Consider the following 25250-nt stretch of genomic DNA (forward strand, 5'->3'; position numbering starts at 1 on the left):
AGCATCCGAGCATGAGCCGCGTCGCCGTCGTCACCACCGGTGGAACGATCGCCAGCAGCAGCGACCCCGACGGGGTACGACGGCCGGCCCGCCGCGGCGCCGAGCTGACAGCCGGACTGGACGTCGACGTCGTCGACCTGATGGCACTCGACAGCTCGCAGCTGGCGCCGGCCGATTGGGACCGGATCCGCGACGCGGTCCAGGCGGCGGCCGACGGTGGTGCTGACGGCCTGGTCGTCACGCACGGCACCGACACGCTGGAGGAGACGGCGCTGTGGCTGGACCTGACCTATGCCGGCCCGGTGCCGGTGGTGTTGACCGGCGCACTGCGCGGCGCCGACGACCCCGATGCCGATGGTCCGGCCAACCTGCGTGACGCGCTGGCGGTGGCGCGGTGCCCGGAGGCGCGCGGCCTTGGCGTGGTGGTGTGTTTCGCGGGCCGGGTGTTGCAGCCGCTGGGCCTGTACAAGGTGGCCACCCGCGACGGGTTCGCCGGCGAACCGCTGGGCGTCGTCGGCCATGGCGAGGTAACCCTGACCGTGCCCAAGGCCCGGCCCTACCTGGGAGACCTGCGCGCCGCGGCGGCGCCGCGGGTGGACATCGTGGCCGTCTACCCCGGCGGCGACGCGGTGGCGCTGGATGCCTGCGTTGCGGCCGGGGCCCGCGGGGCGGTGCTGGAGGCACTGGGATCGGGCAATGCCGCAGCGGCGGTGATCGACGGGGTACGCCGCCACTGCCGCGACGGCATCGTGATCGCGGTGTCGACCCGGGTTGCCGGCGGGTGGGTCCGGCCGGGCTACGGCCCGGGCCGTGACCTGGTCGACGCCGGCGCGGTGATGGTGCCCGGGCTGCCGCCGAGTCAGGTGCGGGTGCTGCTGATGGCGGCGCTGGCCGCAAAGCTACCGGTCGGCGATGTCATCGACCGGCTGCGCTGAGGGTGCGTCGTCGGCGCTCAGCGCGGCAACGTAATCGGGCCAGTCGAGGCTGTCGACCGGATTGGCGGGGCTGAGCTCGCTGCTGTCGACGGGGAATGTGCGCGCCGGTCCCGGCCCGGAGCTGCGGGTCTCGAACCGCGCGGTGACCACGCCGTGCCCGGCGCCCTGAACCCAACCGTGGCCGAGCTCGGGGTGCTTCACGTCGTCGCCGATCCGCCAGGCCGCGGCGTGCGGCACCTCCGCGGACGTATCGACGCGCTGATCGGGCGCCGACATCTCGCCGAACAGGTCGAGGTCGGAAAACAGCGACTCCTGGCGTATCTCGGTCAAACCCGAAAACCCCACTCCCAGTAGGCGAATCGGCCCGATCTCGCGCGGGTCCAGCAGCAGTCGCCGGGCCACCGCGACCAGTGCGGCGAGATCGGTGGTGCCGTAGGGCAACGTCGCCGAGCGAGTCAGCGTGCTCATGTCGGACTTCTTCAACTTCACCGTGACGGTGCGTGCGCCCCGCCCGTCGCGGGACAACCGTTGATGCGCATGCTCAGCGATGGGGCCGACCGCCGCGCGCAGCTGGTCGAGTGTGGTCAGGTCGGCGGCGAAGGTGGATTCGGCGCTGATCTGCTTGGCTTCGGCGCGTTCGGCCACCGGGCGGTCGTCGACACCGCGGGCCAGCCGGTGCAGCGCGGGCCCGATTGTCGCGCCCAAAATGTTGGCCACCTCGGCATCCGACAGCGCGGCCAACTGCCCGATCGTTTCGATGCCGAGCCGGTGCAGTTTCTCCTCGGCGACCGGACCGATCCCCCCACAGCCGGCGCACCGGCAACCCGGCCAGCAACGGCCGTTCGTCTGCGCGCCGGATCACCTTCACGCCATCGGGTTTGGCCAAGTCGGAAGCGATCTTGGCGATCTGCTTGCCCGACCCGGCACCGACCGAAGCGATCAGGCCGGTCTCCTCACGCACCCGTCGCCGCAACTCCTCGCAGAATCGCTCTACCTCGACGGCCGACGCCCCGGCGAGTTCGGGCGGCTCGCCGAACGCCTCGTCATACGACAGTTGTTCGACGACGGGCACCGCGGCCCGCACCGTGTCGAAAACACGCCGACTGGCGACCCCGTACACCACGCCGCGCGGCGGCAACACCACCGCATGGATACCGGCCAACCGGCGCGCCTGGTGCATCGGCATGGCCGAGCGGGCACCGAACACCCGCGCTTCGTAGCTGGCGCCGGCCACCACGCCGCGGCCGCCGAGCCCCCCCCACCAGCACCGGCCTGCCCCGCAAAGTGGGACGGGTGAGCTGCTCGACCGACGCGAAGAACGCGTCCATGTCCAGGTGCAGCACCCAACGGGAGTCCACAACCCCTGATGCTATTGCGCTAGCCTCAAAACCCATGGCGATGAACTTGTGTCACCGGGTGTGCTGCAGCTCGAACCGCTACTTCAAAACCGTCGAGAATCGGCTACTGCCATGGGTTCTGGCCAATGTGGATCTCGGTGACGACGTGCTGGAGATCGGACCCGGCTACGGTGCCAACATCCGGGTACTGATTGACAAAGCCGCACACTACACGGCCGTCGAGATCGACCGGGCGATGGCCGAGCGGCTGCGCGCCAGCTACGGTGACCGGGCACGGATCATCCACGGCGACGGCACCGACACCGGCTTGCCGGCCGACAATTTCAGCTCGGTGGTGTGTTTCACCATGCTGCACCACATCCCGACTGCGGCATTGCAGGACCGCCTGTTCGCCGAAGCGTTCCGGCTGCTGCGGCCTGGCGGGGTATTCGCCGGCAGCGACAGTACGGTGTCGATTCCTTTCCTCCTCTTGCATTTCCGCGACACGTGCAACCCGGTGTCGCCTGATGCCCTGCCTAATCGGTTACAAGCGGCTGGTTTTCGCGATATCGGCGTCGACTTTCGCGACCGCCGCGTGCGCTGGCGTGCGGTCAAGCCTTAGCCGCGAAAGTGCCCCTGGCGACAGACCTACTCGAGAAACGACTCGGCATTGGCACTTTCGCGGCACTACAGTGGACATCCTGCGGCGTGAAGCGCCTCTCGGGCCCGCGCGACGATGACGTGCGGACGGTTGCGCAGCATTTCGGAACTCACCCGTACCAGCCGCCAGCCCCAGCGCTCGAGTTTGAGCGTGCGCTCGATGTCGTTAGCCCGGATCCACGGGTCGGTCCAGTGTTGAGGGCCATCGTATTCGACGCCGACGAGCCACTCGTGCCAACCCATGTCGATGCGGTACTTGCCCACCACGATCTGGGTCTGCGGCCTGGGCAGACCGCCGGCGATCAGTACCAGCCGGGTCCGTGTCTCCTGCGGTGACTCGGCGCCGGCGTCGACCAGCGGGAGCAGGCGTCGCAGCTGCTTTATGCCGCGAGCGCCGCGGTGGATGTCGATCAGCGGCTGAACTTCCCTGACGCTCACCCCCGTGGCTCGCGCCAAAGCATCGATGCGAATGACCGCCGTCCGCAAACCGGGACGCCGGCCAATGTCGAACGCGGTGCGCGCAGGCGACGTCACCGGAACACCGTCGACCGACGTGGTCTCGCCGCACAGCAGCGTTTCGTTGCGGGTGATGATCAGCGGCGGCGGGCGCTTGCGATCGGTGATCAGCTCAGCGGGCTCGTTTGGGTCGACCCACCTCGCACCGTGCAATGCGGCCGCAGAGTTGCCGGCAACGACCGCCTTCTTGCCCGACCACAGCCATGCGGCAAGCGCGCGATCTCTCGCGGTCAGCTCGGCGTCCTGACGCTGGTAGACGTTGCGGTAGATACGCGTGCAGGACCGTCGCAGCTCACGTTCGGTTAACTTTCCCTCGCGGAGTGCTTCGGTGCCGACGAACGGTGTGGCCGCCATAATCCCCCTCCGCGAAAGTGCAACGACCGACGCGAATACTCGAGAAATGCGTCGTGGAATGCACTTTCGCGGGTCAGAGTTTAGAGATCGCGACCCGGACGCCGTCACCAATTTCCACACCGTCGGGCGGCTCGCCGAATTCGAAACTGGTCGCCAGGATTTCGCGGGCGATCAGCTCGCGATGGATGTGAGCCCACTCGGCGCGTTCCGCGGGCACCGACATCACCACGCTGATCCGATCGGACACGTCGAGCCCGGTCGACTTCCGCAGCTCCTGCAGTTCGCGGATGCGGTCCTTCGCCCAGCCCTCGGCTTCCAATTCGGGTGTCACCGTGCCGTCCAGCACCACCAGCCCGGCCCCGTCGGGCAGCGCGGCGGTGAACTCGGGATCGGCGGCCACCAGCTTCGAGCTGTATTCGCCGGGTTGCAGGACGGCCGGCCCCGCGGTGAGCGTGCCGTCGGGATTGACGACGCCCTCGCCGGCCTTGACAGCCTTGATCGCGGCCTGCACCTGCTTGCCCAGCCGCGGCCCGGCCACCCGCGCGTTGACGGTGAGCTCGAAACGGCCATAGCTGTCGACGGCATCGGTCAGCTCGACCTTCTTGACGTTGAGCTCGTCGGCGATCAGTCCGCTGAACGGCTCCAACCGCTGCGGATCTGCCACTGCCACAGTTAGTTTCGACAACGGCAGCCGTACCCGCAACTTCTTGGCCTTGCGCAGCGACGAGGCCGCCGAGCACACCTCGCGGACCTGGTCCATGGCTGCGACCAGCTCGGGGTCGGCGGGCAGCGCGTCCGCTGCGGGCCAGTCGGTCAGATGCACCGAACGCTCGCCGGTGATACCGCGCCAGATCACTTCGGTGGTCAGCGGAAGCAGCGGAGCGGCCAGCCGGGCGGTGACCTCCAGCACGGTGTGCAACGTGTCGATGGCATCGGCGTCTTCGTCCCAGAACCGCTGTCTAGAGCGCCGCACATACCAATTCGTCAATGCCTCGGTGAATTGACGCAGCTGCTCGCAGGCACCTGCGATGTCGCAGACATCCATCGCCGCGGTCAGGTCGTCACGAAGCGCGGCCAGCTTGGCCAGGATGTAGCGGTCCAGCACATGCGACGAATCAGTGCGCCAGGAACCGACTTTCGGCGCGTACAAAGCCAGGAAGCTGTAGACATTCCAGAACGGCAGCATTACCTGACGCACACCCTCGCGGATGCCGGGTTCGGTCACGATGAGGTTGCCGCCGCGCAGGATCGGTGACGACATCAAAAACCATCGCATGGCATCGGACCCGTCGCGGTCAAACACCTCGTTGACGTCGGGATAGTTGCGCAACGACTTGCTCATTTTCTGGCCGTCGTAGCCAAGCACGATCCCATGGGCCACACACGTTTTGAACGCGGGCCGGTCGAACAGCGCGGTAGCCAGCACGTGCAGTGTGTAGAACCAGCCGCGGGTCTGCCCGATGTATTCGACGATGAAGTCGCCGGGATAGTGGGTGTCGAACCAGGCGCGGTTCTCGAACGGATAATGCACCTGCGCATAGGGCATCGACCCCGAGTCGAACCACACGTCGAACACTTCGGGGATGCGCCGCATCGTTGAGCGTCCGGTCGGGTCGTCGGGATTAGGCCGGACCAGCTCGTCGATATAGGGCCGGTGCAGATTGTCCGGGCGCACGCCGAAGTCACGCTCCAACTCGTCGAGGCTGCCGTAGACGTCGACCCGCGGGTAGGCCGGGTCGTCGGATACCCACACCGGAATCGGAGTGCCCCAGTACCGGTTTCGCGAGATCGACCAATCACGCGCGCCTTGCAGCCATTTACCGAACTGGCCGTCTTTGACGTGCTCGGGATACCAGGTGATCTGCTGGTTGAGTTCAACCATGCGGTCCCGGAATTCGGTGACCTTGACAAACCACGACGACACCGCCCGGTAGATCAGCGGGTTGCGGCAGCGCCAGCAGTGCGGGTACGGGTGCTCGTAGGTGTCGTGGCGCAGCAGCACCGCACCGTTGGCCGCTGCCGGGCCGGTGCCGTTTTTCAGGTCACGGATGATGTGCGCATTGGCGTCGAAGACGTGCTGACCCCGGTAGTCGGATACGGCGGCGTCGAAGCGCCCGTTGGAGTCGACTGGGGTGACCGCCGCGATGCCCACCTTGTCGGCGACCGCCATGTCGTCTTCGCCGTAGGCCGGCGCCAGGTGCACGACGCCGGTGCCGTCCTCGGTGGTGACGAAGTCGCCCGCCAGCACCCGAAAAGCGTTGGGCGAGTCCATGAAATATGGAAACGGCGGCAAGTAGCGCAGCCCCAGCAGATCTGCGCCGCAGTAGCGGCCCAGCACCTCGGGCTCATCGCCGAGCTCTCGCGCGTAGGCGCCCAATCGCGCCTCGGCCAGCACATAGCGCCGCTCCCCGGCCCGCACCTGCACGTAGGTCACGTCGGGGTTGACGGCCACCGCCTGGTTGGACGGCAGCGTCCACGGCGTCGTCGTCCACACCAGCAGATACGCACCCGCCAATTCGCCGTCGGGAACCCGGAATCCAACCGTGATGGCCGGGTCCTGGCGGCTCTGGTAGACGTCGTCGTCCATCCGCAGCTCGTGGTTGGACAGCGGGGTCTCGTCACGCCAGCAATAGGGCAGTACGCGGTAGCCCTCGTACACCAGGCCCTTGTCCCACAGCCGCTTGAACGCCCAGATCACCGACTCCATGTAGGGCAGGTCGAGTGTCTTGTAGTCGTTGTCGAAATCCACCCACCGGGCCTGACGGGTGACGTAGGCCTGCCATTCGTCGGTGTAGCGCAACACCGATTCGCGGCAGGCCTCGTTGAACGCCGCGACGCCCATCGCGTCGATCTGCGACTTGTCGGTGATGCCGAGCTGGCGCTCGACTTCGAGTTCGGCCGGCAGCCCGTGGGTGTCCCAGCCGAAGCGCCGCTCGACCTTGTAGCCGCGCATGGTGCGATACCGGGGCACGATGTCTTTGACGTAGCCGGTGAGCAGGTGCCCGTAGTGCGGCAACCCGTTGGCGAACGGGGGGCCGTCGTAGAAGACGTATTCTTCGGCGTCGGCGCGGCGTGCGATGCTGGCGCGGAAGGTGTCGTCGCGGGCCCAATAGTCGAGGACCTCGGCTTCCAATGCCGGGAAGTCGGGCGCCCCGCTGCCCAGTTTCGGATAGCTGTGCTCGCTCACTGCGTCGTCTCCTGTGCCATTGTCCGGCCCGGGGACGACGCCGCGCAGATGCGCGAGCGCCGCGGTACCACCCCGCTTGCCGCGCCTGGGACGCGACCGCTCGTTGACGGCTGTGACGGGCCTACCCGTTCGGTTCTACTGGGGCCCGCCTGCCGGCTGGGGCCTGTTCTTCCGAAGGCTCCCCGGTGATCGCCGGATCGACGCCGATGCTGGAAATTCTAGGGTCCGACGCATGCGGCCAATCAGCCCAGGGCGGCCTTCGCGTCGGCGAGGTTATCCGCGCCCAGCACCAGGCGGGTGTGGGTGGCCAGGTAGGCGGTCTCCAAGTTGACCTTTGCGTCGCCCAGCTTGTGGACCACCTCGGCCAGGGCGCCCGGCCGGTCTTCGATATCGAGGACGATGACTTCCTGCTCTTCGGCGATCTTGATACCGGCACCCTGCAGCGCTTCGAACGCCGGTGTGGCGTCGTGAACCAGGATGTGCACTTCGGACTGGCCGCCACCGCTGCTGAGCGCACACAGCCCCGCGATGTTGACACCGGCTTTGCCGAGCACATCGCCGACCCGGGCCAGCTCCCCCGGCTCGTCGTCAAGATAGAGCGTCAGATCGGTCGCCATGACCCGCTCCCTTCATGCCGTGCCCAGCACGTCAACGCTACTGCGCACAGCTGCGGTTGTTGCCGCAAATGCCCGCGCCGCACCGGCGCTGCGTCCCTCTAGACTGCGGCGCGTGGCCTTTGACCCGTTGTTCGCTCGTGACGTAGCCCTGCCGTTGGCGGCGGCCGCCTACGGCGTGCTCGGCGGCGGCCCCGTGGTCCTGCCGACCGGATTCGGGCAAACCGCCCTGATCCGCGCCGACGGCGCTGCGCTGACCGCGATGAGCGACCCGCACCCCGCAGTGACGGCGATGACCAAGGACACCAATATCTTCGGTCTGATGGGCCATAATCCGGCCAGTCGCACCGCGTTCGTGTCGTTTCGTGGCAGCGCGGATTTGGCGGATTGGCTGGCTGACATCGACGCGATTCCCCAGCCCTACCTCCCGATCGCGGGATTCGGGCAGGTCCATGCCGGCTTCCAACAGGTCTACGAGCTGGTCCGGGACAGCGTCGCCGCCAACCTGGCCCCGGCCACTGCCGGGGCCGACCATCTTCTGGTCACAGGGCACAGTCTGGGCGCCGCGCTGGCTGTGCTGGCAGCGCCCGACATCCGCCGCAACATGCCGCCGAACACCATCGAGCCGCGGCTCATCACCTTCGCCGGCCCGCGGGTCGGGCTTAGCGACTTCGCGGCCGCATTCAACGCCGCGATCGAAAGCTGTTATCGGGTGGTGAATTTCCTCGACATCGTGCCGCACGTGCCGCCGTCGCCGTACGTGCACGTCGGTGTCGAGATCGACGTCGACAGCGGCGGAGCGATCGATGTCGCGTGGCGCCACAGCTTGGCCGCCTACCGGGACGGGTTGACCGCACTCAGCGCCGCGGTATCTGCCTAGAACGCGACGCGCCGATCAAGGAGGCAACCACTGGTGACCGGCGCGTCGCGTCCTAGCTGCTCAAAGACAATGGCGCCAATACGCTAGTTGCCAGGACGCCCGACAGACAGTCGGCGACCTGGCAACTAGCGGCTCGGCGGAAAGGATTGCCCGGCGGTCATCGGATTACGCCCCGACCTCGAGCACTCCAACCCGCCACAGTGCCGCGTAGAGGTGACGCAGCGGAATGCTCAACAGGCGGGCAGCCCCGGTGACCAACGGGTCGCCACCGCCGAAGGGGTCGGAGTCGACGCGCCGCGACGCCTTCTTCGGCGCGGCTTCCTTCGGCGCGGGAGCCACGGTCAGCTTGGGAGCTGCCGTCGGCCGGGGAGCGGGTGCTGTGGTCACCACCTCGTCGTACAGAACAGCGGTCATGGTTGCCTCCTAGACGGAAATCAAGCGGTCATATTTGGACTCGCTGTTCCGTCCCGCGGTTCCGAGCAGGTCTCTGCTCCGGGGCAACGCGCGTCGGGCCGAGTCAGCTGGAGACGGCGTGCCGGGGACCGGATCGGGACGAAACAGGACCCCTATATCGGTCCGGACTCTCACTGGAACTCATTCGTCCCTCACCTCCTCACGGCACCGCCAGGTGCGGATTCCCGCACGATCAACGTGCACTGCAGGAGTACAGAACCCGACGAATGTCGGAGACCGCACCCCTCTCGCTAGAGCTTCGGCACCACACGGCGTGTCCGGGATAACCGGAAGCCACTTGGGCTCAACCCTTAAGCCGGGAGGAGCTGTCCTGACCCGGGGCGTCTCTCGACGTTCGGGGTCAGTGGCCTATATCCGTGTAGCCGCCTCACCTAACGAGGTGCTTGCCCTTCCGATGATGCACGAACAACTTGGACGGGTCAATTTAATCCCCGCCATCGTGTCGGTGAATTGACGGTATCTTTTCGGCCACGCCGCCTCCCCAGCCCGAACACGCGGCTAGGCGAGCTCGTAGTCGGCCAGCTCGGGGCGCGCCATGACCTCGCGAAACCGCGTAAAACTCCACGGCCACACGGCCGGCAACCCGCGGTCGTCGAGATACCAGCTTTTGCAGCCGGTCACCCACACCGTCTTCGCCGACGCTGTGGCCCGCGCATCCTCGAAGCGCGCGGTGGCCTCGGGGCTGGCGCTAATCGCTCGGTAGCGACCCTCGCCCAGTGCCTCGATGAGCTGCATGAGGTAGGCGAACTGCGCCTCGGCCACGTCGATCAGCGAAAAGTTGCCGACCGGCCCGTTGGGACCGTTGAGCATGAACAAGTTGGGAAAGCCCGGTACCGACACCGACAGATAGGCGAACGGACGGTGCGCCCACACATCATCGAGGCGAACCCCGTCGCGACCGACAACCTGGATCGGCCGCAGGAACCGGTCCACCCGAAACCCCGTCGCCAGCACCAGCACGTCCAGCCGGTGCAGCTCACCGTCGGCGGTGCGGATTCCGTCGGGCTCCACGCGGGCGATCGGCTCGGTGACCAGGCGGGCGTTGGGACGCTGGATGGCCTCGTAGAAGTTGGGCGAGATGATCAACCGTTTGCAGCCGGCCCGGTAGTCGGGCCGCAGCTTGTCTCGCAGCACGGGGTCGGCGACGTTGTCCTCGAGGTTGGCGTGGGCCGCCTGCTGCAGCTGCTTCAGCTGCGCCGAGTCGGCGTCGACGACCGCGTTGGCGAAGCTTTGCACGAACCCGCTGTTCAGCTCCTCGCGCAGCTTGCTCAACATCGCCGGATCAGCACGGTATCGGGCCCGGTCCGCCGCGTCGATCGGCGGGTTTTGTACCGGCAGGATCCATTGCGGGGTGCGCTGGAACAACCGCAGCTCGGCGACGCTGCCGGTGACGGCGCCGACGATCTGCACCGCCGAGGAGCCGGTGCCGACCACGCCGAGCCGTTTGTCTGCCAGCGTGACGCCATGGTCCCAGCGGGAGCTGTGGAAAACTCTGCCGGCAAACCGGTGCAGCCCGTCGATGTCGGGATAGCGCGGGTGATGCAGCACGCCGGTGGCGGCGATGACGACGTCGGCCTCGTCGGCTTCGCCGGTGGAAGTTGCTACCCGCCAACGGTTTCCCATGTACTCGAGACGACGAACTTCGCAGCCGTAGCGGATCAGCTCGTCGACGCCGTGGCGGTGCGCGACGCTGTCGAAGTAGGCGAGGATCTCCGGACCGGGCGCGAACGTGTGGCTCCAGTCCGGGTTGGGCGCAAACGTGTAGGTGTACAGGTGTGACGGCACGTCGCAGGCGATTCCCGGGTAGGTGTTTTCGCGCCACGTGCCGCCGAGCCGATCCGCCTTCTCGTACACGGTGACGTCGGTGAAGCCGGCCTCGCGCAGTTTGATCGCGGCCAGTATTCCCGCCATCCCTGCCCCGACGATGACGAAGCGCATGTCAGCCCCTGCGAGGTCGCAACCCGTCGAGGATCAGCGACACCACGAAGTCGGCGACCTCGGCGGCCGTGACGCCGTCGTCGGTGGAAAGGCGCCGGTGCGCCAGTTGGCCGATCAGCGCCGCCAGGGTGTAGGCCACCATCCGCGGCGGCGCCGCCACCACCTCGCCGCGTTGTTGCGCAACGACGATGAACGTTTCGATGTCGTCGATGAACCGTTCGTAGATGCCGCCGAGGTGCTTTTCGAATCGGTCGCCCAGGGCGTACGCGTCGCGGAACAACAGCTTCACGGTGGCTTTGTCGGCTTCGAAGAACTCAAGGGTGGCCTGCACCGCAGCACGAAACGACGCCTCGACACCGTCACCGCCCGGCGCGTCGACCGCCGCGGCGAGGTGGCTGCGCAGGGCCTGCTCTTCGACGGCCATCAACGCGTGGAACAGGTCTTCCTTGGAGTCGAAGTACCAATAGACCGACCCGTAGGCGAGCCCGGCCTGTTTCGCGACATCGGCGATGGTTGCGGCGTGAAAACCCTTGCGCGCAAACACTTCTTTTGCTGCCGCCATGATCTCATCACGGCGCGCGGACTTGTCCTCGTCGCTGACCGCGCGGCGGCGCCGGGTTGGCGCGCTCACCGCTCGACCAGCCGCTCGAGGCGCTGCACGGCGTCGATGAACTCCGAGACCATGTCCAGCACCACCGATCGCGCCGGCTGCACTTTGTCCAGCGAACCGACCACCTGGCCGACGAAGTAGGTCGCCAGCTCACGTGCTTTGGCGCCGGGCTGGTTGGCGGCCTGCTGGATTCGCAGCTGCGGATCGGCGACCAGCGCGCTTTGCAGCGGCATGCCCAGCGGGTCGGGGCTGCCGGGCCGCTCCCACTCGTCGGTCCAGGCGGTGCGCAGCATGCGGGCGGGCTTGCCGGTCAGCGACCGCGACCGCACGGTGTCCGTCGACGACGCGGCCAGGAACTTGTCCTTCACCACCGGCGGTGTCTCGGCTTCCTCGGTGGTCAGCCACACCGACCCGCACCACACACCCTCGGCGCCCAGCGCCAACGCGGCGGCGATCTGGCGGCCGCGGGCAATGCCGCCGGCGGCCAGCACGGGAATCGGGTCGACGGCATCGACTATCTCGGGTACCAGCACCATTGTCGCCACCTCGCCGGTGTGGCCGCCGGCCTCGGTGCCCTGCGCGACGATCAGGTCAACACCCGCGGCGGCGTGCCGCGCTGCGTGCTGTTTGGTGCCGGCCAGGGCGGCCACCAGCACGTCGTTGTCATGGGCGCGACCGACCAGATCCGGTGGCGGCGGGCCCAGCGCGCTGGCGATCAGCCGGATGTCGTGGTCGAAGGCGACGTCGAGCAGCGGTTCATAGCCCTTGGGCGAGATGTTGAGCTGGGCGCCCAACGAGACGGGCTCTGACCCGCGCTGGATTTCGTAGCGGTCGAGAAGGTCGTCGAGGAATGCGCGATGCTCCTGCGGCACCAGCTCCCAAACCTGCTGCGGGTCGATCCCGCCGGCGTCCGCACCGACATATTTGGGCGGCAGCAGCAGGTCGACACCGTAAGGCTTGCCGCCGGTCTGCTGCTCGATCCAGCTCAGCTCGGTCTCCAGCCGCTGCGGGCTGTGCGCTACCGCCCCGAGGATGCCGAAGCCGCCCGCGTTGGACACCGCGGCCACCACGTCACGGCAGTGGCTGAACGCGCAGATAGGGAACTCCACGCCGAGCAGCTCGGCGACCCTGGTTCGCACGAACCACGACGCTACGAGTTATTGATTGATGTGTCAATCGCGTGCGGTACAGTGCGGCCATGGCTTTGACCGAGGACCAGCAGCACAAGCGCCGCCAGGCGGTGCGCGACCTCATGCCGACGACGCCGTTCCTGGCCGGCCTGGGCATCGTGTTCGAACGCTACGAGCCGGACGACGTCATCATCCGATTGCCGTTTCGAGAGGATCTGACCAACGACGGCACCTACTTTCACGGCGGGGTGATCGCGTCGGTGATGGACACCGCCGGCGCCGCGGCGGCCTGGTCTAATCACGACTTCGACAAGGGGATGCGTGCCTCCACCGTCGCGATGAGCATCCAGTACACCGGCGCCGCCAAGCGCTGCGACCTGCTGTGTCATGCACGCACCGCGCGGCGGCGAAAGGAGCTGACCTTCACCGAGATCACCGCTACCGACACCGCGGGCAACATCGTCGCCCACGCGGTGCAGACCTACCGGATCGTCTGAGGTCTCGCCGCTACGGGGCCTGGCCGTCCGGTGGCCAGCTGGCGACGCCGTCTTCCAACGGAACGTCGAGGCTCTGGACGATCGTGGCGATCATCCGCCAGGCCGCGATCGCGGTGACGAGCTCGATCAGCACGGCGGGGTCGCCCGCGAGTTCGCGTTGGCACGCAGCCCAATTCTCCGCGCTTACCGCCCCGTCGCGCACGACGTCGTCGGTGGCCGCGAGCACCGCGCGCTCGGCGGGCCCGAACCCCTCGTGGGCGCGCCAGTCGCGCACGCCGAGCAAATCGTCGGCCGAGACACCCAGGCCCTGCGCGACCCGCCAATGCTGGGTCCACTCGTAGTCCGCCGCGGTGAGCCAGCCGATGCGCATGATCACCAATTCGCGCAGCCGCGGATCAAGCGAGCCGTGCCACAGCATGCTTGCCAGCAAGTCGTTGATGGAGCGGGCCAGCAGCGGGTGGTTCAACAACACCTGGAAGATCGCCAACTCGGCCATGTAGTTGGGCACGCCTGCTTCGTCGGCTGCGGCCTTGGCCTCCTCGACCGGCAGCCGCGGCACACGCGGCCCGGTCATGGCGTGATCACCCCGTGGACGGGTGGGACGCCGGCACGTTCGCCGGCCATCGTTGCGATCAGCTCCTCGGCATCGTCGAGACCGACACAGCGACGAGGCAGGCTCTCGAACGGGTAGCGGCCCGACGCGAGCAGCTCAAGCGCCGCCCGGTATGCGGCGACATCGACCCCGAGCGCGCCGAGGACACGTAATTCCTTGAGCACCAAGATGTCTGGCGAGAAACCCGGGGCGCCGCTGTCAAAGCCTCTGGTGCCGGCGATCACGACGGTGCCGGCCGGACGGGCGAGCGCGATCGCTTGCGCGAAGGCCGCCGGCGCTCTGGCGGTGACGTCGACGACGACGTCGGCCAGCCGGCCAGCCGCTTTCGTCAAGGCGGCGGTTGGATCATCGACGGCCACGTCGACCGCCAGGTCGGCGCCGAACTTCGCCGCCAGCGCCAGCCGTTCGGAGTCGCGTGGGCCCAGTCCCGTCACCATGACGAATCCGGCGCCGGCCTGTTTAGCCGCGGCCGCGGCGCACAACCCGCGAATCCCGGGACCGAGCACCGCGACGACGTCACCCGGCTTGGTTCCGGGGAGCGTTGCGCCCCAGCGTATTCCAGCCCCCAACGGATTGAACAAGGTGGCGACGACCGGATCGAGGTCGGGCGGTATCGGCAACACCATCGAATCCGGCGACAGGTACTGGTAGTCGGCGTAGCCGCCCCACAAACCGGGTGGACGATCGACGGAAATGAACCCATACATGTCGGCAACCCCGTGGCGCTCACAACGCCGGTATTGTCCGGCAAGGCAATTCGCGCATTCTCGGCACGACTGGAAGACTTCGACGGCGACCCGATCGCCGACGGCGACGCCCCAGCGCTGCGCTGCCCGCGGGCCGATCGCTTCGATAGTTCCTACCGTCTCGTGACCCGGGATGAATGCGAAACCGCCCGACAACTCGCCGGTGTACTCCTCGTGGTCGGTGCCACAGAGCCCGCAGGCCACCACCCGGACCACCGCGTCATCGGCGCCCACCGCGGGCAACGGGAGATGGCGACTCACCAGGCGCCGGGGTGCCTCCAGTACCAGGGCCCGCGCCATCGCGTCGCGCGACATACGCGCACCTTACGGACTTGTTGATTGATGAGTCAATCGCGACGTTGGCGGCGCTATGTCCGGGGCCGCTGCCGAAATGCCGCCGCTTAGGACGGCCATTCGGCCTTTACGCGTGTCGAGGAACTTAGAACCCGGCACAAAATGACCGCGCCAATGCGCAGCCGATGGACTCCGGAATTAACAGCCTAAAAAGCCGGCGCGCATTAGTGTACCGGATAAGCCAAAAAATTGGCTGGCTTTTTGTGAAGAAATGTTCTTAGGCAGTGCACAGCTAGTTGAGTCGTGCGCCAAGGATGCAGCGGCTAGGCTGATAACATCGCCGTCGAATACCCGGCGATGAATTCGTGAAAGGTGTTTCATAAATGGTCACATTGTCGTCGCCCAGACTGGCGACCGCGGTCGGTGCCGTGGCATTGTCACTGACCGCCGGAGCCGGCTTGGCTTCCGCGCAGCCAGATGATCCGGTCGTTAACACCACTTGCACCTATCCTCAGGTGGTTTCGGCACTCAACGCCCAGGATCCGGCCGCTGCTGCGCAGTTCAACGCGTCGCCGGTGGCGCAGTCGGCGCTGCGCAGATTCCTCGCTTCGCCGCCCGCTCAGCGCCAGCAGATGATCCAGCAGCTGCAGGCCAGCCCCGGGGGCCAGCAGTACCTCGGAACGATCGAACAGATCGCCCAGATCTGCAATAACTACTGAGCCGCACCGCGCACACTTGCGCGGGTTCCGATGACGCTGCCTGAAGCGCCTCAGCCGGCGGCGGCTCCCGGCCGGGGGAACGAGGCCCCGAAATCAGGCACCGGCTGAAGCCCCCGTCGCCGAGCCAGTGACGCGCCCCGGCGCAGCATGGCGCCCATTGCGACAAACCCGGCATGGTCGACAACCACGAACGGCGACAACAGCCTGTTATGCACGAAAGCGAAGGCCACACCGCTCGCCGGATCGGCCCAGCCCAGTGAGCCACCCAGCCCTGCATGACCGAAGCCCGGCATCACGTTGAACGGCACGCGATGATAACCCATGTGAAATGCCAACGGCACCAAAATGTTTCGGTCGGGCCGCAGGCTCCTCCGTCCACTTAGAGTGGCCACCAGGTCCCGCGAAAGGAACTGGGTGCCGTCGATTCGGCCGCCGTTGGCGATGGCGCCGTACATCCGCGCCAAGCTTCGCGCCGTGGCCACCCCGTTCACCGACGGAATCTCCGCGTCGAGCAACGGAATGTCGCCCTGCACAACGGCTCTCATACCAGGGAAGTACATCGAGCCGAACCCGGCGGACAGCTCCAGTGCGGCGATCCGCGGAGCGATGCTGTTGAACACCGGGTTGGGGATGGTGCTTTGCGGCATGATGATTTGCGCGACCCTCGTCGGCGACTCCAGCGGCGGGCGGCCCAGGTGCAGTCCGTCGGTGTCCAGCGGCTCGGCCAGCTCCTCGCGAACCAGCTCCCGCATCCCCTTGCCGGTGACGGCCCGGGCCAGCCCCGACATCAGCCAGCCATATGTCAACGCGTGATACGCGGGTTTGCCCAGCAGGCTGCCCGGGGCGGCGGCAGCGATCCGCTGTTCCATCCGCACGTGATCGAGCAAGTCTTCCTTGGTGGCGCCCCGCAGGTGCGAGAGGCCGGCACGGTGGCGCATTACCTGGCGGACGGTGATGCCCTCTTTGCCGTTTGCCCCGAACTCGGGCCAGTACCGAGCAACGGGCGCGTCGTAGTCGATCAACCCGCGGTCGGCCAGCCGGTGGATGACAGTGGAGGCCATACCCTTAGTCGCCGAGAACACCATCGCGCCGGTATCCGCCGACCACGGCACCTCACCGGCCCGGTCTGCCCAGCCCGTCCACACGTCGACGACGGGCTCGCCGTCGACGTATACCGCCAGCGCGCCGCCGCCGAATCGACGTGACGGAAAAATGCCGGCGAAGCTGCGTACCGCGCAGGCAAAGTGCGGATCCGCTGCGCCGTGAACGCCACGGGGCAGCACGGCACCGCGATAGCCACGGGTTTCTTGTCCCATATTGGTGAATTTACCCACCCGCTTGGCAAACAATCCTTAAGTTACCTTTCCGTTAGGCTGATGCAACCTTAAGTATTTGCTGAGCCGCCATAGCCGGGGTCAATTCGCCAGTTAACACCCGCCGCTCGAGGTCCGCGCGGATCTTGCGGACCTCGGGATTGGACAGCACCCGTTCCAGCACCGTGTCGCGAACCATCTGCCAGGTCCAGTCGACCTGCTGCGCGCGGCGGCGCGCCTCGAACTCACCGGCCTCCGTCAGCACCCGGCGGTGACGCTCGACGGTGTCCCACAGCTCCTCCAGGCCCGTTCCCTCGAGGGCACTCATGGTCAAAACCGGTGGGCGCCAAAGGGTATCGCGTGGATAGATCAACCGGATCACCGACGACAGCTCGCGGGCGGCGACCCGCGCCTCGGCCACATGTTCGCCGTCGGCCTTGTTGACCACCACGATGTCGGCCAACTCCAGCACGCCCTTCTTGATGCCTTGCAGCTGATCACCGGTGCGGGCCAGCGTCAGGAAGATAAAGGTGTCGACCATGTTGGCCACCGCCACCTCGGATTGGCCGACGCCGACGGTCTCGACCAAGATCACGTCGAAGCCCGCGGCCTCGAGCAGCACGATGGTTTCCCGGGTGGCTTTGGCCACCCCGCCCAGCGTGCCCGAGGTCGGGGACGGGCGGATATAGGCGTCGGGATGCGTTGCCAGCCGGGGCATCCGGGTCTTGTCGCCCAGGATCGACCCCCCGGTGCGGGTCGACGAGGGATCGACAGCCAGCACCGCCACCCGATGGCCTTGCTCGATCAGCTTCATGCCGAGCGCTTCGATCGCCGTCGACTTGCCTACCCCGGGTACTCCGGTGATACCGACATGGTGAGCGCTTCCCGCCGCGGGCATCAGCGCCAGCAACAGCTGTTGGGCCTGCTCGCGGTGATCGACGCGGGTGGATTCCACCAACGTGATCGCGCGCGGCAGTGCGGCGCGGTCGCCGCTGCTCACAGCGGCCGCCAGCTCGTCGACGGTGTCGATGTCCTGGGCAGCCATCTAGGTAAGCGGGTAACCCAGCCGCTCGGCGAGCTTGTGCAGCAAGTCGATCGCGGCGTCGGCGATCACCGTGCCGGGCGGGAAGATCGCGGTAGCGCCGGCGGCGTACAGTGCGTCGAAGTCGCCGGGGGGGATCACGCCGCCCACGACGATCATGATGTCGGGCCGACCCACCTCACGCAGCGCATCGCGCAGCGCGGGCACCAGGGTGAGGTGACCGGCGGCAAGTGACGAGACCCCGACGATGTGCACGTCGTTGTCGGCGGCCTGCCGGGCCACTTCCTCGGGAGTGGAGAACAGCGCTCCGACGTCGACGTCGAATCCGATGTCGGCGAATGCCGTGGCGATCACCTTCTGGCCGCGGTCGTGGCCGTCCTGACCCATCTTCGCCACAAGAATGCGTGGCCGGCGGCCATCGGCCTCGGCGAATTTCGCGACAAGCTCGGTCGCTCTGGAGATGCTGCTCACCGTTCCGGCCTCATCACGGTAGACCCCGGCGATCGTACGAATTTCGGCCTGATGACGTCCGTAGACCTTTTCGAGTGCGTCGGAGATCTCCCCTACTGTTGCCTTGGCTCGTGCGGCGTTGATTGACAGCGCCAACAGGTTGTTGCCGAGCCCGTCCGGGCCCGCTTTGCCGTGCGCGGCGGCGGCGCGGGTCAATTCCGTCAGCGCTTTTTCCACCGCCTCCTGGTCCCGATTCGCCCGCAGCTCTTGGAGTTTGGCCAGCTGCTCGGCACGCACCCGGGTGTTGTCAACCTTGAGCACCTCGATCTCGTGGTCCTCGTCGACCCGATACTTGTTGACACCGATGACTGTCTGACGCCCGGAGTCGATGCGGGCCTGGGTACGCGCGGCGGCTTCTTCTATGCGGAGCTTGGGGATACCGTCGCTGATGGCCTGGGCCATGCCACCGTGCTCGGCGACCTCGCGCAGGTGTGCGCGAGCCTTGGTGGCGAGCTGATGTGTCAGCCACTCCACGTAGTACGACCCGCCCCAAGGGTCGATCGGCCGCGTGGTGCCCGATTCCTGCTGCAACACCAGTTGGGTGTTGCGGGCGATCCGCGCCGAAAAATCGGTGGGCAGCGCCAGCGCCTCGTCCAGCGCGTTGGTGTGTAGCGACTGAGTGTGACCCTGGGTGGCGGCCATTGCCTCAATACAGGTCCGGGTCACATTGTTGAATGGGTCCTGTGCGGTCAGCGACCACCCGGACGTCTGCGAATGGGTGCGCAGCGACAGCGATTTGGGATTCTTCGGGTTGAACTGGGCGACCAGCTCACTCCACAGCAGCCGCCCCGCCCGCAGCTTGGCGACCTCCATGAAGAAGTTCATTCCGATACCCCAGAAGAACGACAACCGCGGCGCGAACTGGTCGATGTGCAAGCCGGCGTCCAGGCCCGCCTTGATGTACTCCACCCCGTCGGCAAGCGTGTAGGCCAACTCCAAATCCGCTGTCGCACCGGCTTCTTGGATGTGGTAGCCGGAAATCGAGATTGAGTTGAACTTCGGCATCTTGGCACTGGTGTAGGCGAAGATGTCGGAGATGATCCGCATCGACGGCTTGGGCGGATAGATGTAGGTGTTGCGGACCATGAACTCTTTGAGAATGTCGTTCTGGATGGTGCCGGCGAGCTTCTCCGGCGGCACGCCCTGCTCCTCGGCGGCCACCACATAAAGTGCCAGAATCGGCAGCACCGCGCCGTTCATGGTCATCGACACGCTGACCGATCCCAAATCGATTCCGTCGAACAACTGCCGCATGTCGAGAATGGAATCGATTGCTACACCGGCCATTCCGACGTCCCCCTGGACCCGGGGATGGTCGGAGTCATAGCCCCGGTGCGTGGCCAGGTCGAACGCCACCGACAGGCCTTTCTGCCCGGCGGCCAGGTTGCGGCGGTAGAAAGCGTTGGATTCGGCTGCGGTGGAGAATCCGGCGTATTGACGGATGGTCCACGGCTGGTTGACGTACATGGTCGGATAGGGGCCGCGGACGTAGGGCGGCTCGCCCGGGAAGCTGTCCAACAGATAGCCTTCGCTGACCGCGGCATCGCGGTCAGCGGCGATGTAAACCGGTTTGACGACAATGCCTTCCGGTGTGTGCCACTCCAACTGCTCGGGGGTGTACCCATGTGCCGACGCAGCTGCGGTGACGTGCTTTTCCACGGCCGACTCGGTGACCGGCTCGCCGGTGATGTCGCCGTGCAGCGGGACATCGGCGAAGCTGCCGATAATCGAGGTGCTCGCGGTCATCGCTAGGCCCCCAATCGGGTGAGCAGATTCGACAGGGCTTCCACCGCATTGATTTTGGCGGTCAGGTACTCGTCAGGCAGATATTCGGCATCGTGCAGCGCCGTTTTCGGCCCGGCGAGGTAAACCCGCTCTACCCCGGCGCCGCGCGCCGCCCTGACCACGTCGGCGGCGTCGTCGTTGTAGCGCTTGTCGGTGCCACAGACCACCACGGCTTTCGTGGTCCCCGCGTTGGACACCGCCTGCGCGACACCGGCGGCGTCGACCGGCCCGGGGTTGATCGCCTCGATGCCTCCGGACGCCAGCAGGTTGGTCACGAACGTGGCGCGCACGTTGTGCTCAGCTAGCGGGCCCAGCGGCAGCAGCAGCACAGATGGTCGTCGCCCGGTCGACTCCAGGTAAGCGTCGGAACGGTCCCGCAATGCTTCGAACTGTGCGGCATAACGTTGCACCGTGGATGTCGAATCAGTATGCGGCAGAGGCGGTTCGGCGAGGTTCGGGTATTCGTTCACCCCGGTCACGGCGGTGCGGCGGTGCGCGATGTCGTCGATGCGCCGCGCGGCCACCTGGGCGATCTGATCGCTCAGGTAGTCGCGGGCCTCGACGAAGCCGCCGCGTGCTTCGATGTCCTGGAAGTGCCGCCAGGCCTGCTGGGCCAGCTGTTCGGTGAGGTCCTCGACGTACCAGGAGCCGCCAGCGGGGTCCAGGACGCGGCCGACGTGCGATTCCTCCAACAACAGCAGCTGGGTGTTGCGGGCGATACGGCGCGAGAAGTCCTTCGGCATGCCCGGATAACCCGCTGGGATCACCGCGTCGAACGGCAATACCCGCACGGTGTCGGCGCCGCCCACGCCTGCGCCGAACGCGGCCAGCGTGGTGCGCAGCATGTTCACCCAGGGATCGCGCTGGGTCATCATCGGCAGTGATGTTTCAGCGTGCAGAACCGCCGTCCCGCTGTCTGGTTCGCCGAGCACTTCGGCCACCCGCGCCCACAGTTGTCGCGCCGCGCGCATCTTCGCGATTGTCATGAACTGGTCATCGTCGGCGGCAAGACGAAAACTTATCTGTCGCTGGGCATTTGCGATCGCGATTCCGGCTCCGCAAAGCGCCCGCAGATAGCTGACCGCGGCGGCGACGCTGCCGGCGAGCTCCCAGGCGGAGTTGGCGCCCCGGTTGTGGAAAGCGGGTCCGTCGACGGTTACGGCCCGCACCCCGCGCGCGTCAGCTATGCGCGCCGCGATCGCGACCACGTCGTCGATCGAAGGCGCCGGACGCTGACTCAGTGGTGCGGTGAGCGGGTCGGCGCCGAGGTCGACCGATAACGTGGCCCGCTTGTCGTCGTCCAGCTCCTCGATCAGCGCCAGCATGGTATTGGCGGCCGCTGGGTAGTCGGCGCCGGCGTCCACAATGACCGGCACCAGATCCAGGTACACGCCGGCGAGCAGGCGGTCAAGCCGGGCCGGTGCCACACCGGACTGGCCCACCTGCAGCACCAGCGCGCTCACCCCGTCGCTCAGCGCGGCCAGCAGCGCCGCATTGTCCTCGGCGCCACTGGCGGGGAACACTTCGGCGACTTTCCAGCCGACATTGACGTCGCGGTAGGCGTCGGCGCCGCGCACATAGGGGAACTCGCCCGGCAGCGGCCGCTCCGGAAGCGCGTCAAGCGCGGTGTACAGCGCGCGGATCGCGAACCCTTCATAGGTGGGAGTGTCCAGCAGCCGCTCCGGCTCCTCGCCGAGCTGGTCGGCCGGAGGGCGGGCGCTCTTCGCCAGCACCTCGGCCACCGCGGTGCGCCACCGGGCACGCGCCTGCGCCAGATCGACCGGCTTAACGGACACATCGACTGACACCGGCGGCTCCCGTTATCGCAGCATGTGGCGGCATAGGTTCGATTGCCAGGCTAATTGATTGCCGTCGAGGCGCCAGAGCCGAGGTGCGCTCAGCCGGGCGGACCACCGGGCACGGGACACGACGCGTTTACCCAACACCCGTAGCCTGGGACATCGTGACGGTTCCCGCCACCAGCAAGGCCCGCGACATCCTGCGTGGCGTCACGTCCGCGGTGGTTGCGACCGCGCGTCAAGTGCCCCGGCGGCGACTCGGCGTGGCAGCGACAGCAGTCGCGGTTCTGGTCGTGGTGGTGCTGCTGGTTCCGATTCCCACCGCAGTGCAGCTGCGGGACTGGGCGACATCGGTGGGGCCCTGGTTTCCGCTGGCTTTCCTGGGCGCGCACATCGTCGTGACGGCGCTACCGTTTCCCCGGACGGCATTTACCCTGGCCGCCGGCCTGTTGTTCGGGCCGTTGCTCGGGATCCTGATCGCGGTGCTGGCCAGCACCGCCAGCGCGGTAATCGCGCTGGTGCTGGTGCGGGTGGCCGGTCTGCAGCTGAGCCGTCTGGTACGCCACCGGGCCATCGATACCGTCGACGAACGGCTGCGGGACCGCGGCTGGCCGACGATCCTTTCGCTGCGACTGATCCCGGCGGTGCCGTTCTCGGTGCTCAACTACGCCGCCGGGGCCTCGGCCGTGCGGTTGTGGCCCTACACGTTGGCCACCCTGGTCGGCACCGCACCGGGGACGGCCGCCGTGGTGGTTCTCGGCGATGCGCTGACCGGTCATGTCAGCCCGTTGCTGGTGTTGGTGTCGCTGTGCACCGGTGCCGTCGGCTTTGCCGTGCTGGTCTACGAGATCCGCCAGCATCGGCGGCGAGCCGCCGGCGCGCACGACTCGGTGGGGCCGATGGTTAGGCGGTGAGGGGCTCGTCGGCGTTGCTGGGCAAGCTGAGCCGGAATTGAGCGCCGCCGTCGTGAGATAGGCATGTCAGTTCGCCCCCGTGGGCGCGGGCGAGGGCCCGCGCGATCGGCAGGCCCAGGCCGGCGCCGCCGTGGTCGCGGGCCCGTCCGGCGTCCAGGCGGACCAGCCGTTCGAAGATGCGCTCGCGCTCCTGGTCGGGAATGCCCGGGCCGGTGTCGGTGACCGTGACCTCGGCGTGGTGCTCACGGTGCTGCAGGTCGATGGTGATTTGGCCGCCGCCCGGGGTGTGCCGTCGCGCGTTGTCGAGCAGGTTGGACAAGATCTGGGCCACCCGGGTCGGGTCGACTCGGAGCGGCAACGTGGTGACCCCGGTGCGGGTGACGGTCAGTTGCGGCGCCAGCATCGCGGTACGGTCGGCTTCGGCGTCGACGATCCTGGCCAGGTCGCAGCCTTGAAGGTCCAGCGGCAACCCCGCGTCGATGCGGCTCAAGTCGAGCATGTCGGCGACCAGGCGGGCCGCTCGGCGGGCGTCCGACAGCAACAGACTTGCGCGACGGTACTGGCGGCGCGCAGCCGCGTCGGACCGGTGCCGGCCGGCGTTGCTGACGAGTTGCTCGGCGGCGGCCTGGATCCCGGCCATCGGGGTGCGAAGTTCATGCGCGGCGTCGACGAGGAATCGCCGGGTCGCGGTCTCGGCGCGCTGCGCAGCTTCCGCAGCGCGCCGCGCGCGGTGTTCGGAGGCTTCCAGTGCATCGAGCATATCGTCGAAAGCGCTTGCAGCACAGCCTAACTCAGTATGAGGACGGTCTGGTCGCAGTCGTCTGCCCCGGTCACCGGTTGTGATGCTTTTCGCCACCTGGGTCAGCCGCTCCAGCGGTCGCAACGCCGCGCGGCTCGCCGCGACAAACAACAGGGCCGCGATCGCGACCGTGGCCAGACCAGCCCCGATTATCAGTCGGCGCAGCTGGCTCCTCATTTGTGTGGTCTGCGTGGTGTCGGCGACCAGGATCACCCGGCCACCGGTGGGCAGCGGGTGCACCAGGGCGGTAGCGGTCGCATCCGGCGGTGGCGGGGGCGGTGGCGCCGGAGCCCACGGCGGTGGCGGGACGAGCGGGCCGGCAGTGGTGTCTGGGCTGATCGCCGCATCACCGTAGGTGGCGCCGTCGGCGGTGATCACCAGCGCCCGCACGCTGCCGCCGTTGAGTTCGGCGGCCAGTTGGGCCGGTGCAGTACCGCCAGCGGCGAGCGCGTCCGCACGCGACGTGGCGGCAAGCAGCTGGTCATGCAGGTTGCGGCGGGCTTGTGCTCCCACGCTCACGTCGATGACCGCCCCCAGCAGCAGCAAGAGCACCGCCAGCAACCCGACCACGATCACGGTCACCCGACGCTGCAGCGACGGGGTCGGCGTGGCGGCCGACGTCATGAGCGCCGCGGTTGCAGGCGGTAGCCGATACCGCGAACGGTGTGCAAAATTCGGGGCCCGTGCGCCTCGAGCTTGCGGCGCAGCCCGCTGACATGGACCTGCACCAGGTTGGCGTCGTAGGCGTCATAGCCCCACACCGCGGTGAGGATCTGGGCCGCGCTGACGATCCGGCCGCGCTGCTCGATGAGAAAGGCCAGCAGCCGTAGCTCGGTGGCGGTCAGATCCAGCCGGTGGCCGCCGCGCGCGGCCACTCCGGCGTCGATATCCACCAACAGGTCGCCCGCTTGCACCGCCGCGGGCAGCCGGCCCCGGCGGCGCAGCACCGCCCCCACCCGCGATACCAGTTCGGCCAGCTCGAAAGGTTTGACCACGTAATCGTCGGCGCCACCGTCGAGACCGCGCAACCGGTCGGGCAGGCCGTCACGGGCGGTGATCATCACGATCCCGACGTCGCCCCAGGCGAGCGCGACGTCTATCAGGCTGAACCCGTCTCGGCCGCCCGGCAGCATCACGTCAAGCACCACCAGGTCTGGCCGGAAGCCGTCGAGCACGTCTTCGAGGTTCTCGCCGTCGGAGCGGGTATCGGTGTGGTAACCGGCATCGGCCAGCGCCTCACTGACCATTTCCCGAATGGTCTCGGAGTCCTCGACCACCAGCACCCGCGGCGCGCCCACGCTGAACTGGTCGTCCTTTCGGGCAACCGCGCGCCTCTCCTGGCGGCCGGTGCCGCGGCGATCGGTCATAGTCCATTAGTTAATGCAGCCTTTCTGAGACCAACCTGAAGAACGGGCGCGATACGTTTCTTCAGATTTGCGTCGAGTTCGCTGGCTACCGTCGTCGGCAACCACACCGGCCGACGGAGTGGCCGGGCTGCTGGTCGGAGCGGTCGGCGCCAGCGAGCTGATCACGCTCAGCGCGCCTGCACCCGATTCGCCGGCCCGCGCCGCGACCGCCGCCACC

At 67.4% G+C, this 25250-nt stretch carries 21 protein-coding genes, 1 pseudogene and 1 riboswitch; of the genes and pseudogenes, 6 read left to right on the top strand and 16 right to left on the bottom strand.

Features of this window, described 5'->3' with window-relative positions; translation table 11 throughout:
* The first annotated feature begins 11 nt into the window (after positions 1-11).
* Positions 12-935 carry an asparaginase gene (locus MHEC_RS12815; protein ID WP_048892690.1) on the top strand — a complete coding sequence of 308 codons (924 nt, stop codon included), beginning with the start codon at positions 12-14 and terminating at the stop codon, positions 933-935.
* Here the strand turns inward: MHEC_RS12815 and MHEC_RS12820 are convergent.
* Positions 900-2293: pseudogene (locus tag MHEC_RS12820) on the bottom strand (DNA polymerase IV). The gene MHEC_RS12815 and the pseudogene MHEC_RS12820 overlap by 36 nt on opposite strands.
* A gap of 34 nt (positions 2294-2327) precedes the next feature.
* Here MHEC_RS12820 and MHEC_RS12825 point away from each other — a divergent pair.
* The gene (locus tag MHEC_RS12825; RefSeq protein WP_048892688.1) at positions 2328-2894 is read left to right on the top strand and encodes a class I SAM-dependent methyltransferase; all 567 of its coding nucleotides are present in this window, start codon (positions 2328-2330) and stop codon (positions 2892-2894) included.
* A gap of 65 nt (positions 2895-2959) precedes the next feature.
* Here the strand turns inward: MHEC_RS12825 and MHEC_RS12830 are convergent, their stop codons facing one another.
* The 3 genes from MHEC_RS12830 to MHEC_RS12840 form a co-directional block, all read right to left on the bottom strand.
* The gene (locus MHEC_RS12830) at positions 2960-3802 is read right to left on the bottom strand and encodes a DUF559 domain-containing protein (protein ID WP_048892687.1); all 843 of its coding nucleotides are present in this window, start codon (positions 3800-3802) and stop codon (positions 2960-2962) included.
* Between the two features lie 73 nt (positions 3803-3875).
* Positions 3876-6989: an isoleucine--tRNA ligase gene (ileS, locus tag MHEC_RS12835; protein WP_048892686.1), complete on the bottom strand. Its 3114-nt coding sequence runs from the start codon at positions 6987-6989 to the stop codon at positions 3876-3878.
* A 242-nt stretch (positions 6990-7231) separates the two neighbouring features.
* Positions 7232-7606, bottom strand: coding sequence for an amino acid-binding protein (locus tag MHEC_RS12840; protein ID WP_048892685.1), 375 nt, complete (start codon positions 7604-7606; stop codon positions 7232-7234).
* A gap of 112 nt (positions 7607-7718) precedes the next feature.
* Between MHEC_RS12840 and MHEC_RS12845 the strand changes: the two genes are divergently transcribed.
* Positions 7719-8483, top strand: coding sequence for a lipase family protein (locus MHEC_RS12845; protein ID WP_048892684.1), 765 nt, complete (start codon positions 7719-7721; stop codon positions 8481-8483).
* Positions 8484-8648: 165 nt separating this feature from the next.
* Here the strand turns inward: MHEC_RS12845 and MHEC_RS12850 are convergent, their stop codons facing one another.
* The 4 genes from MHEC_RS12850 to MHEC_RS12865 form a co-directional block, all read right to left on the bottom strand.
* On the bottom strand, positions 8649-8897 hold the full coding sequence (locus tag MHEC_RS12850; RefSeq protein WP_048892683.1) for an Rv1535 family protein: 249 nt from the start codon (positions 8895-8897) through the stop codon (positions 8649-8651).
* Positions 8898-9172: 275 nt separating this feature from the next.
* A riboswitch (M-box (ykoK) riboswitch) is annotated at positions 9173-9343 on the bottom strand.
* A gap of 112 nt (positions 9344-9455) precedes the next feature.
* Positions 9456-10895 carry a flavin-containing monooxygenase gene (locus tag MHEC_RS12855; protein ID WP_048892682.1) on the bottom strand — a complete coding sequence of 480 codons (1440 nt, stop codon included), beginning with the start codon at positions 10893-10895 and terminating at the stop codon, positions 9456-9458.
* 1 nt (position 10896) lies between these two features.
* Positions 10897-11526: a TetR/AcrR family transcriptional regulator gene (locus MHEC_RS12860; RefSeq protein WP_048892681.1), complete on the bottom strand. Its 630-nt coding sequence runs from the start codon at positions 11524-11526 to the stop codon at positions 10897-10899.
* Complete coding sequence (locus MHEC_RS12865) at positions 11523-12644, bottom strand: NAD(P)H-dependent flavin oxidoreductase (RefSeq protein ID WP_048892680.1); 1122 nt, start codon at positions 12642-12644, stop codon at positions 11523-11525. Before MHEC_RS12865 ends, MHEC_RS12860 begins: the two co-directional genes overlap by 4 nt.
* A 59-nt stretch (positions 12645-12703) precedes the next feature.
* Between MHEC_RS12865 and MHEC_RS12870 the strand changes: the two genes are divergently transcribed.
* Positions 12704-13132, top strand: coding sequence for a PaaI family thioesterase (locus MHEC_RS12870; protein ID WP_048892679.1), 429 nt, complete (start codon positions 12704-12706; stop codon positions 13130-13132).
* A 10-nt stretch (positions 13133-13142) separates the two neighbouring features.
* Here the strand turns inward: MHEC_RS12870 and MHEC_RS12875 are convergent, their stop codons facing one another.
* Together MHEC_RS12875 and MHEC_RS12880 are read right to left on the bottom strand one after the other, a co-directional pair.
* On the bottom strand, positions 13143-13706 hold the full coding sequence (locus tag MHEC_RS12875) for a carboxymuconolactone decarboxylase family protein (RefSeq protein WP_048892678.1): 564 nt from the start codon (positions 13704-13706) through the stop codon (positions 13143-13145).
* Complete coding sequence (locus MHEC_RS12880; protein WP_048892677.1) at positions 13703-14806, bottom strand: zinc-dependent alcohol dehydrogenase; 1104 nt, start codon at positions 14804-14806, stop codon at positions 13703-13705. The genes MHEC_RS12875 and MHEC_RS12880 overlap by 4 nt, the downstream gene beginning before the upstream one ends.
* Positions 14807-15168: 362 nt before the next feature.
* Between MHEC_RS12880 and MHEC_RS12885 the strand changes: the two genes are divergently transcribed.
* On the top strand, positions 15169-15504 hold the full coding sequence (locus MHEC_RS12885) for a hemophore-related protein (protein ID WP_048892676.1): 336 nt from the start codon (positions 15169-15171) through the stop codon (positions 15502-15504).
* A 50-nt stretch (positions 15505-15554) separates the two neighbouring features.
* Here MHEC_RS12885 and lipL read toward each other — a convergent pair whose 3' ends face one another.
* Genes lipL through mutA form a run of 4 tightly spaced genes read right to left on the bottom strand, consistent with a single transcriptional unit; the run spans position 15555 to position 21962 of the window.
* The gene (gene lipL / locus MHEC_RS12890) at positions 15555-16820 is read right to left on the bottom strand and encodes an esterase/beta-lactamase LipL (protein ID WP_048892704.1); all 1266 of its coding nucleotides are present in this window, start codon (positions 16818-16820) and stop codon (positions 15555-15557) included.
* Between the two features lie 52 nt (positions 16821-16872).
* Positions 16873-17862, bottom strand: a complete 990-nt coding sequence (gene meaB / locus MHEC_RS12895; RefSeq protein WP_048892675.1) for a methylmalonyl Co-A mutase-associated GTPase MeaB — start codon at positions 17860-17862, stop codon at positions 16873-16875.
* On the bottom strand, positions 17863-20115 hold the full coding sequence (gene scpA / locus MHEC_RS12900; protein WP_048892674.1) for a methylmalonyl-CoA mutase: 2253 nt from the start codon (positions 20113-20115) through the stop codon (positions 17863-17865).
* A gap of 2 nt (positions 20116-20117) precedes the next feature.
* Positions 20118-21962 carry a methylmalonyl-CoA mutase small subunit gene (gene mutA, locus MHEC_RS12905; protein WP_048892673.1) on the bottom strand — a complete coding sequence of 615 codons (1845 nt, stop codon included), beginning with the start codon at positions 21960-21962 and terminating at the stop codon, positions 20118-20120.
* 155 nt (positions 21963-22117) lie between these two features.
* Here mutA and MHEC_RS12910 point away from each other — a divergent pair, with 155 nt between their 5' ends.
* Positions 22118-22867 carry a TVP38/TMEM64 family protein gene (locus tag MHEC_RS12910; protein WP_082169971.1) on the top strand — a complete coding sequence of 250 codons (750 nt, stop codon included), beginning with the start codon at positions 22118-22120 and terminating at the stop codon, positions 22865-22867.
* Here MHEC_RS12910 and MHEC_RS12915 read toward each other — a convergent pair.
* A complete protein-coding gene (locus MHEC_RS12915; RefSeq protein WP_048892672.1) occupies positions 22857-24290 on the bottom strand; it encodes a sensor histidine kinase in 1434 nt (477 codons plus the stop codon). The genes MHEC_RS12910 and MHEC_RS12915 overlap by 11 nt on opposite strands.
* A complete protein-coding gene (locus MHEC_RS12920; protein WP_048892671.1) occupies positions 24287-25033 on the bottom strand; it encodes a response regulator transcription factor in 747 nt (248 codons plus the stop codon). The genes MHEC_RS12915 and MHEC_RS12920 overlap by 4 nt, the downstream gene beginning before the upstream one ends.
* Positions 25034-25250 lie beyond the last annotated feature (217 nt).

Origin of the sequence: Mycobacterium heckeshornense (genome assembly GCF_016592155.1) — a bacterium.
In the GTDB taxonomy this organism is placed as follows: domain Bacteria; phylum Actinomycetota; class Actinomycetes; order Mycobacteriales; family Mycobacteriaceae; genus Mycobacterium; species Mycobacterium heckeshornense.

Excerpts from the sequence above, each read along its gene's own strand:
- MHEC_RS12815 (WP_048892690.1), top strand. The coding sequence starts at position 12 with ATGAGCCGCGTCGCCGTCGTCACCACCGGTGGAACGATCGCCAGCAGC.
- MHEC_RS12825 (WP_048892688.1), top strand. The coding sequence starts at position 2,328 with ATGGCGATGAACTTGTGTCACCGGGTGTGCTGCAGCTCGAACCGCTAC.
- MHEC_RS12830 (WP_048892687.1), bottom strand. The coding sequence starts at position 3,802 with ATGGCGGCCACACCGTTCGTCGGCACCGAAGCACTCCGCGAGGGAAAG.
- MHEC_RS12840 (WP_048892685.1), bottom strand. The coding sequence starts at position 7,606 with ATGGCGACCGATCTGACGCTCTATCTTGACGACGAGCCGGGGGAGCTG.
- MHEC_RS12850 (WP_048892683.1), bottom strand. The coding sequence starts at position 8,897 with ATGACCGCTGTTCTGTACGACGAGGTGGTGACCACAGCACCCGCTCCC.
- MHEC_RS12855 (WP_048892682.1), bottom strand. The coding sequence starts at position 10,895 with ATGCGCTTCGTCATCGTCGGGGCAGGGATGGCGGGAATACTGGCCGCG.
- MHEC_RS12870 (WP_048892679.1), top strand. The coding sequence starts at position 12,704 with ATGGCTTTGACCGAGGACCAGCAGCACAAGCGCCGCCAGGCGGTGCGC.
- MHEC_RS12875 (WP_048892678.1), bottom strand. The coding sequence starts at position 13,706 with ATGACCGGGCCGCGTGTGCCGCGGCTGCCGGTCGAGGAGGCCAAGGCC.
- MHEC_RS12880 (WP_048892677.1), bottom strand. The coding sequence starts at position 14,806 with ATGTCGCGCGACGCGATGGCGCGGGCCCTGGTACTGGAGGCACCCCGG.
- MHEC_RS12885 (WP_048892676.1), top strand. The coding sequence starts at position 15,169 with ATGGTCACATTGTCGTCGCCCAGACTGGCGACCGCGGTCGGTGCCGTG.
- lipL (WP_048892704.1), bottom strand. The coding sequence starts at position 16,820 with ATGGGACAAGAAACCCGTGGCTATCGCGGTGCCGTGCTGCCCCGTGGC.
- meaB (WP_048892675.1), bottom strand. The coding sequence starts at position 17,862 with ATGGCTGCCCAGGACATCGACACCGTCGACGAGCTGGCGGCCGCTGTG.
- scpA (WP_048892674.1), bottom strand. The coding sequence starts at position 20,115 with ATGACCGCGAGCACCTCGATTATCGGCAGCTTCGCCGATGTCCCGCTG.
- MHEC_RS12915 (WP_048892672.1), bottom strand. The coding sequence starts at position 24,290 with ATGACGTCGGCCGCCACGCCGACCCCGTCGCTGCAGCGTCGGGTGACC.
- MHEC_RS12920 (WP_048892671.1), bottom strand. The coding sequence starts at position 25,033 with ATGACCGATCGCCGCGGCACCGGCCGCCAGGAGAGGCGCGCGGTTGCC.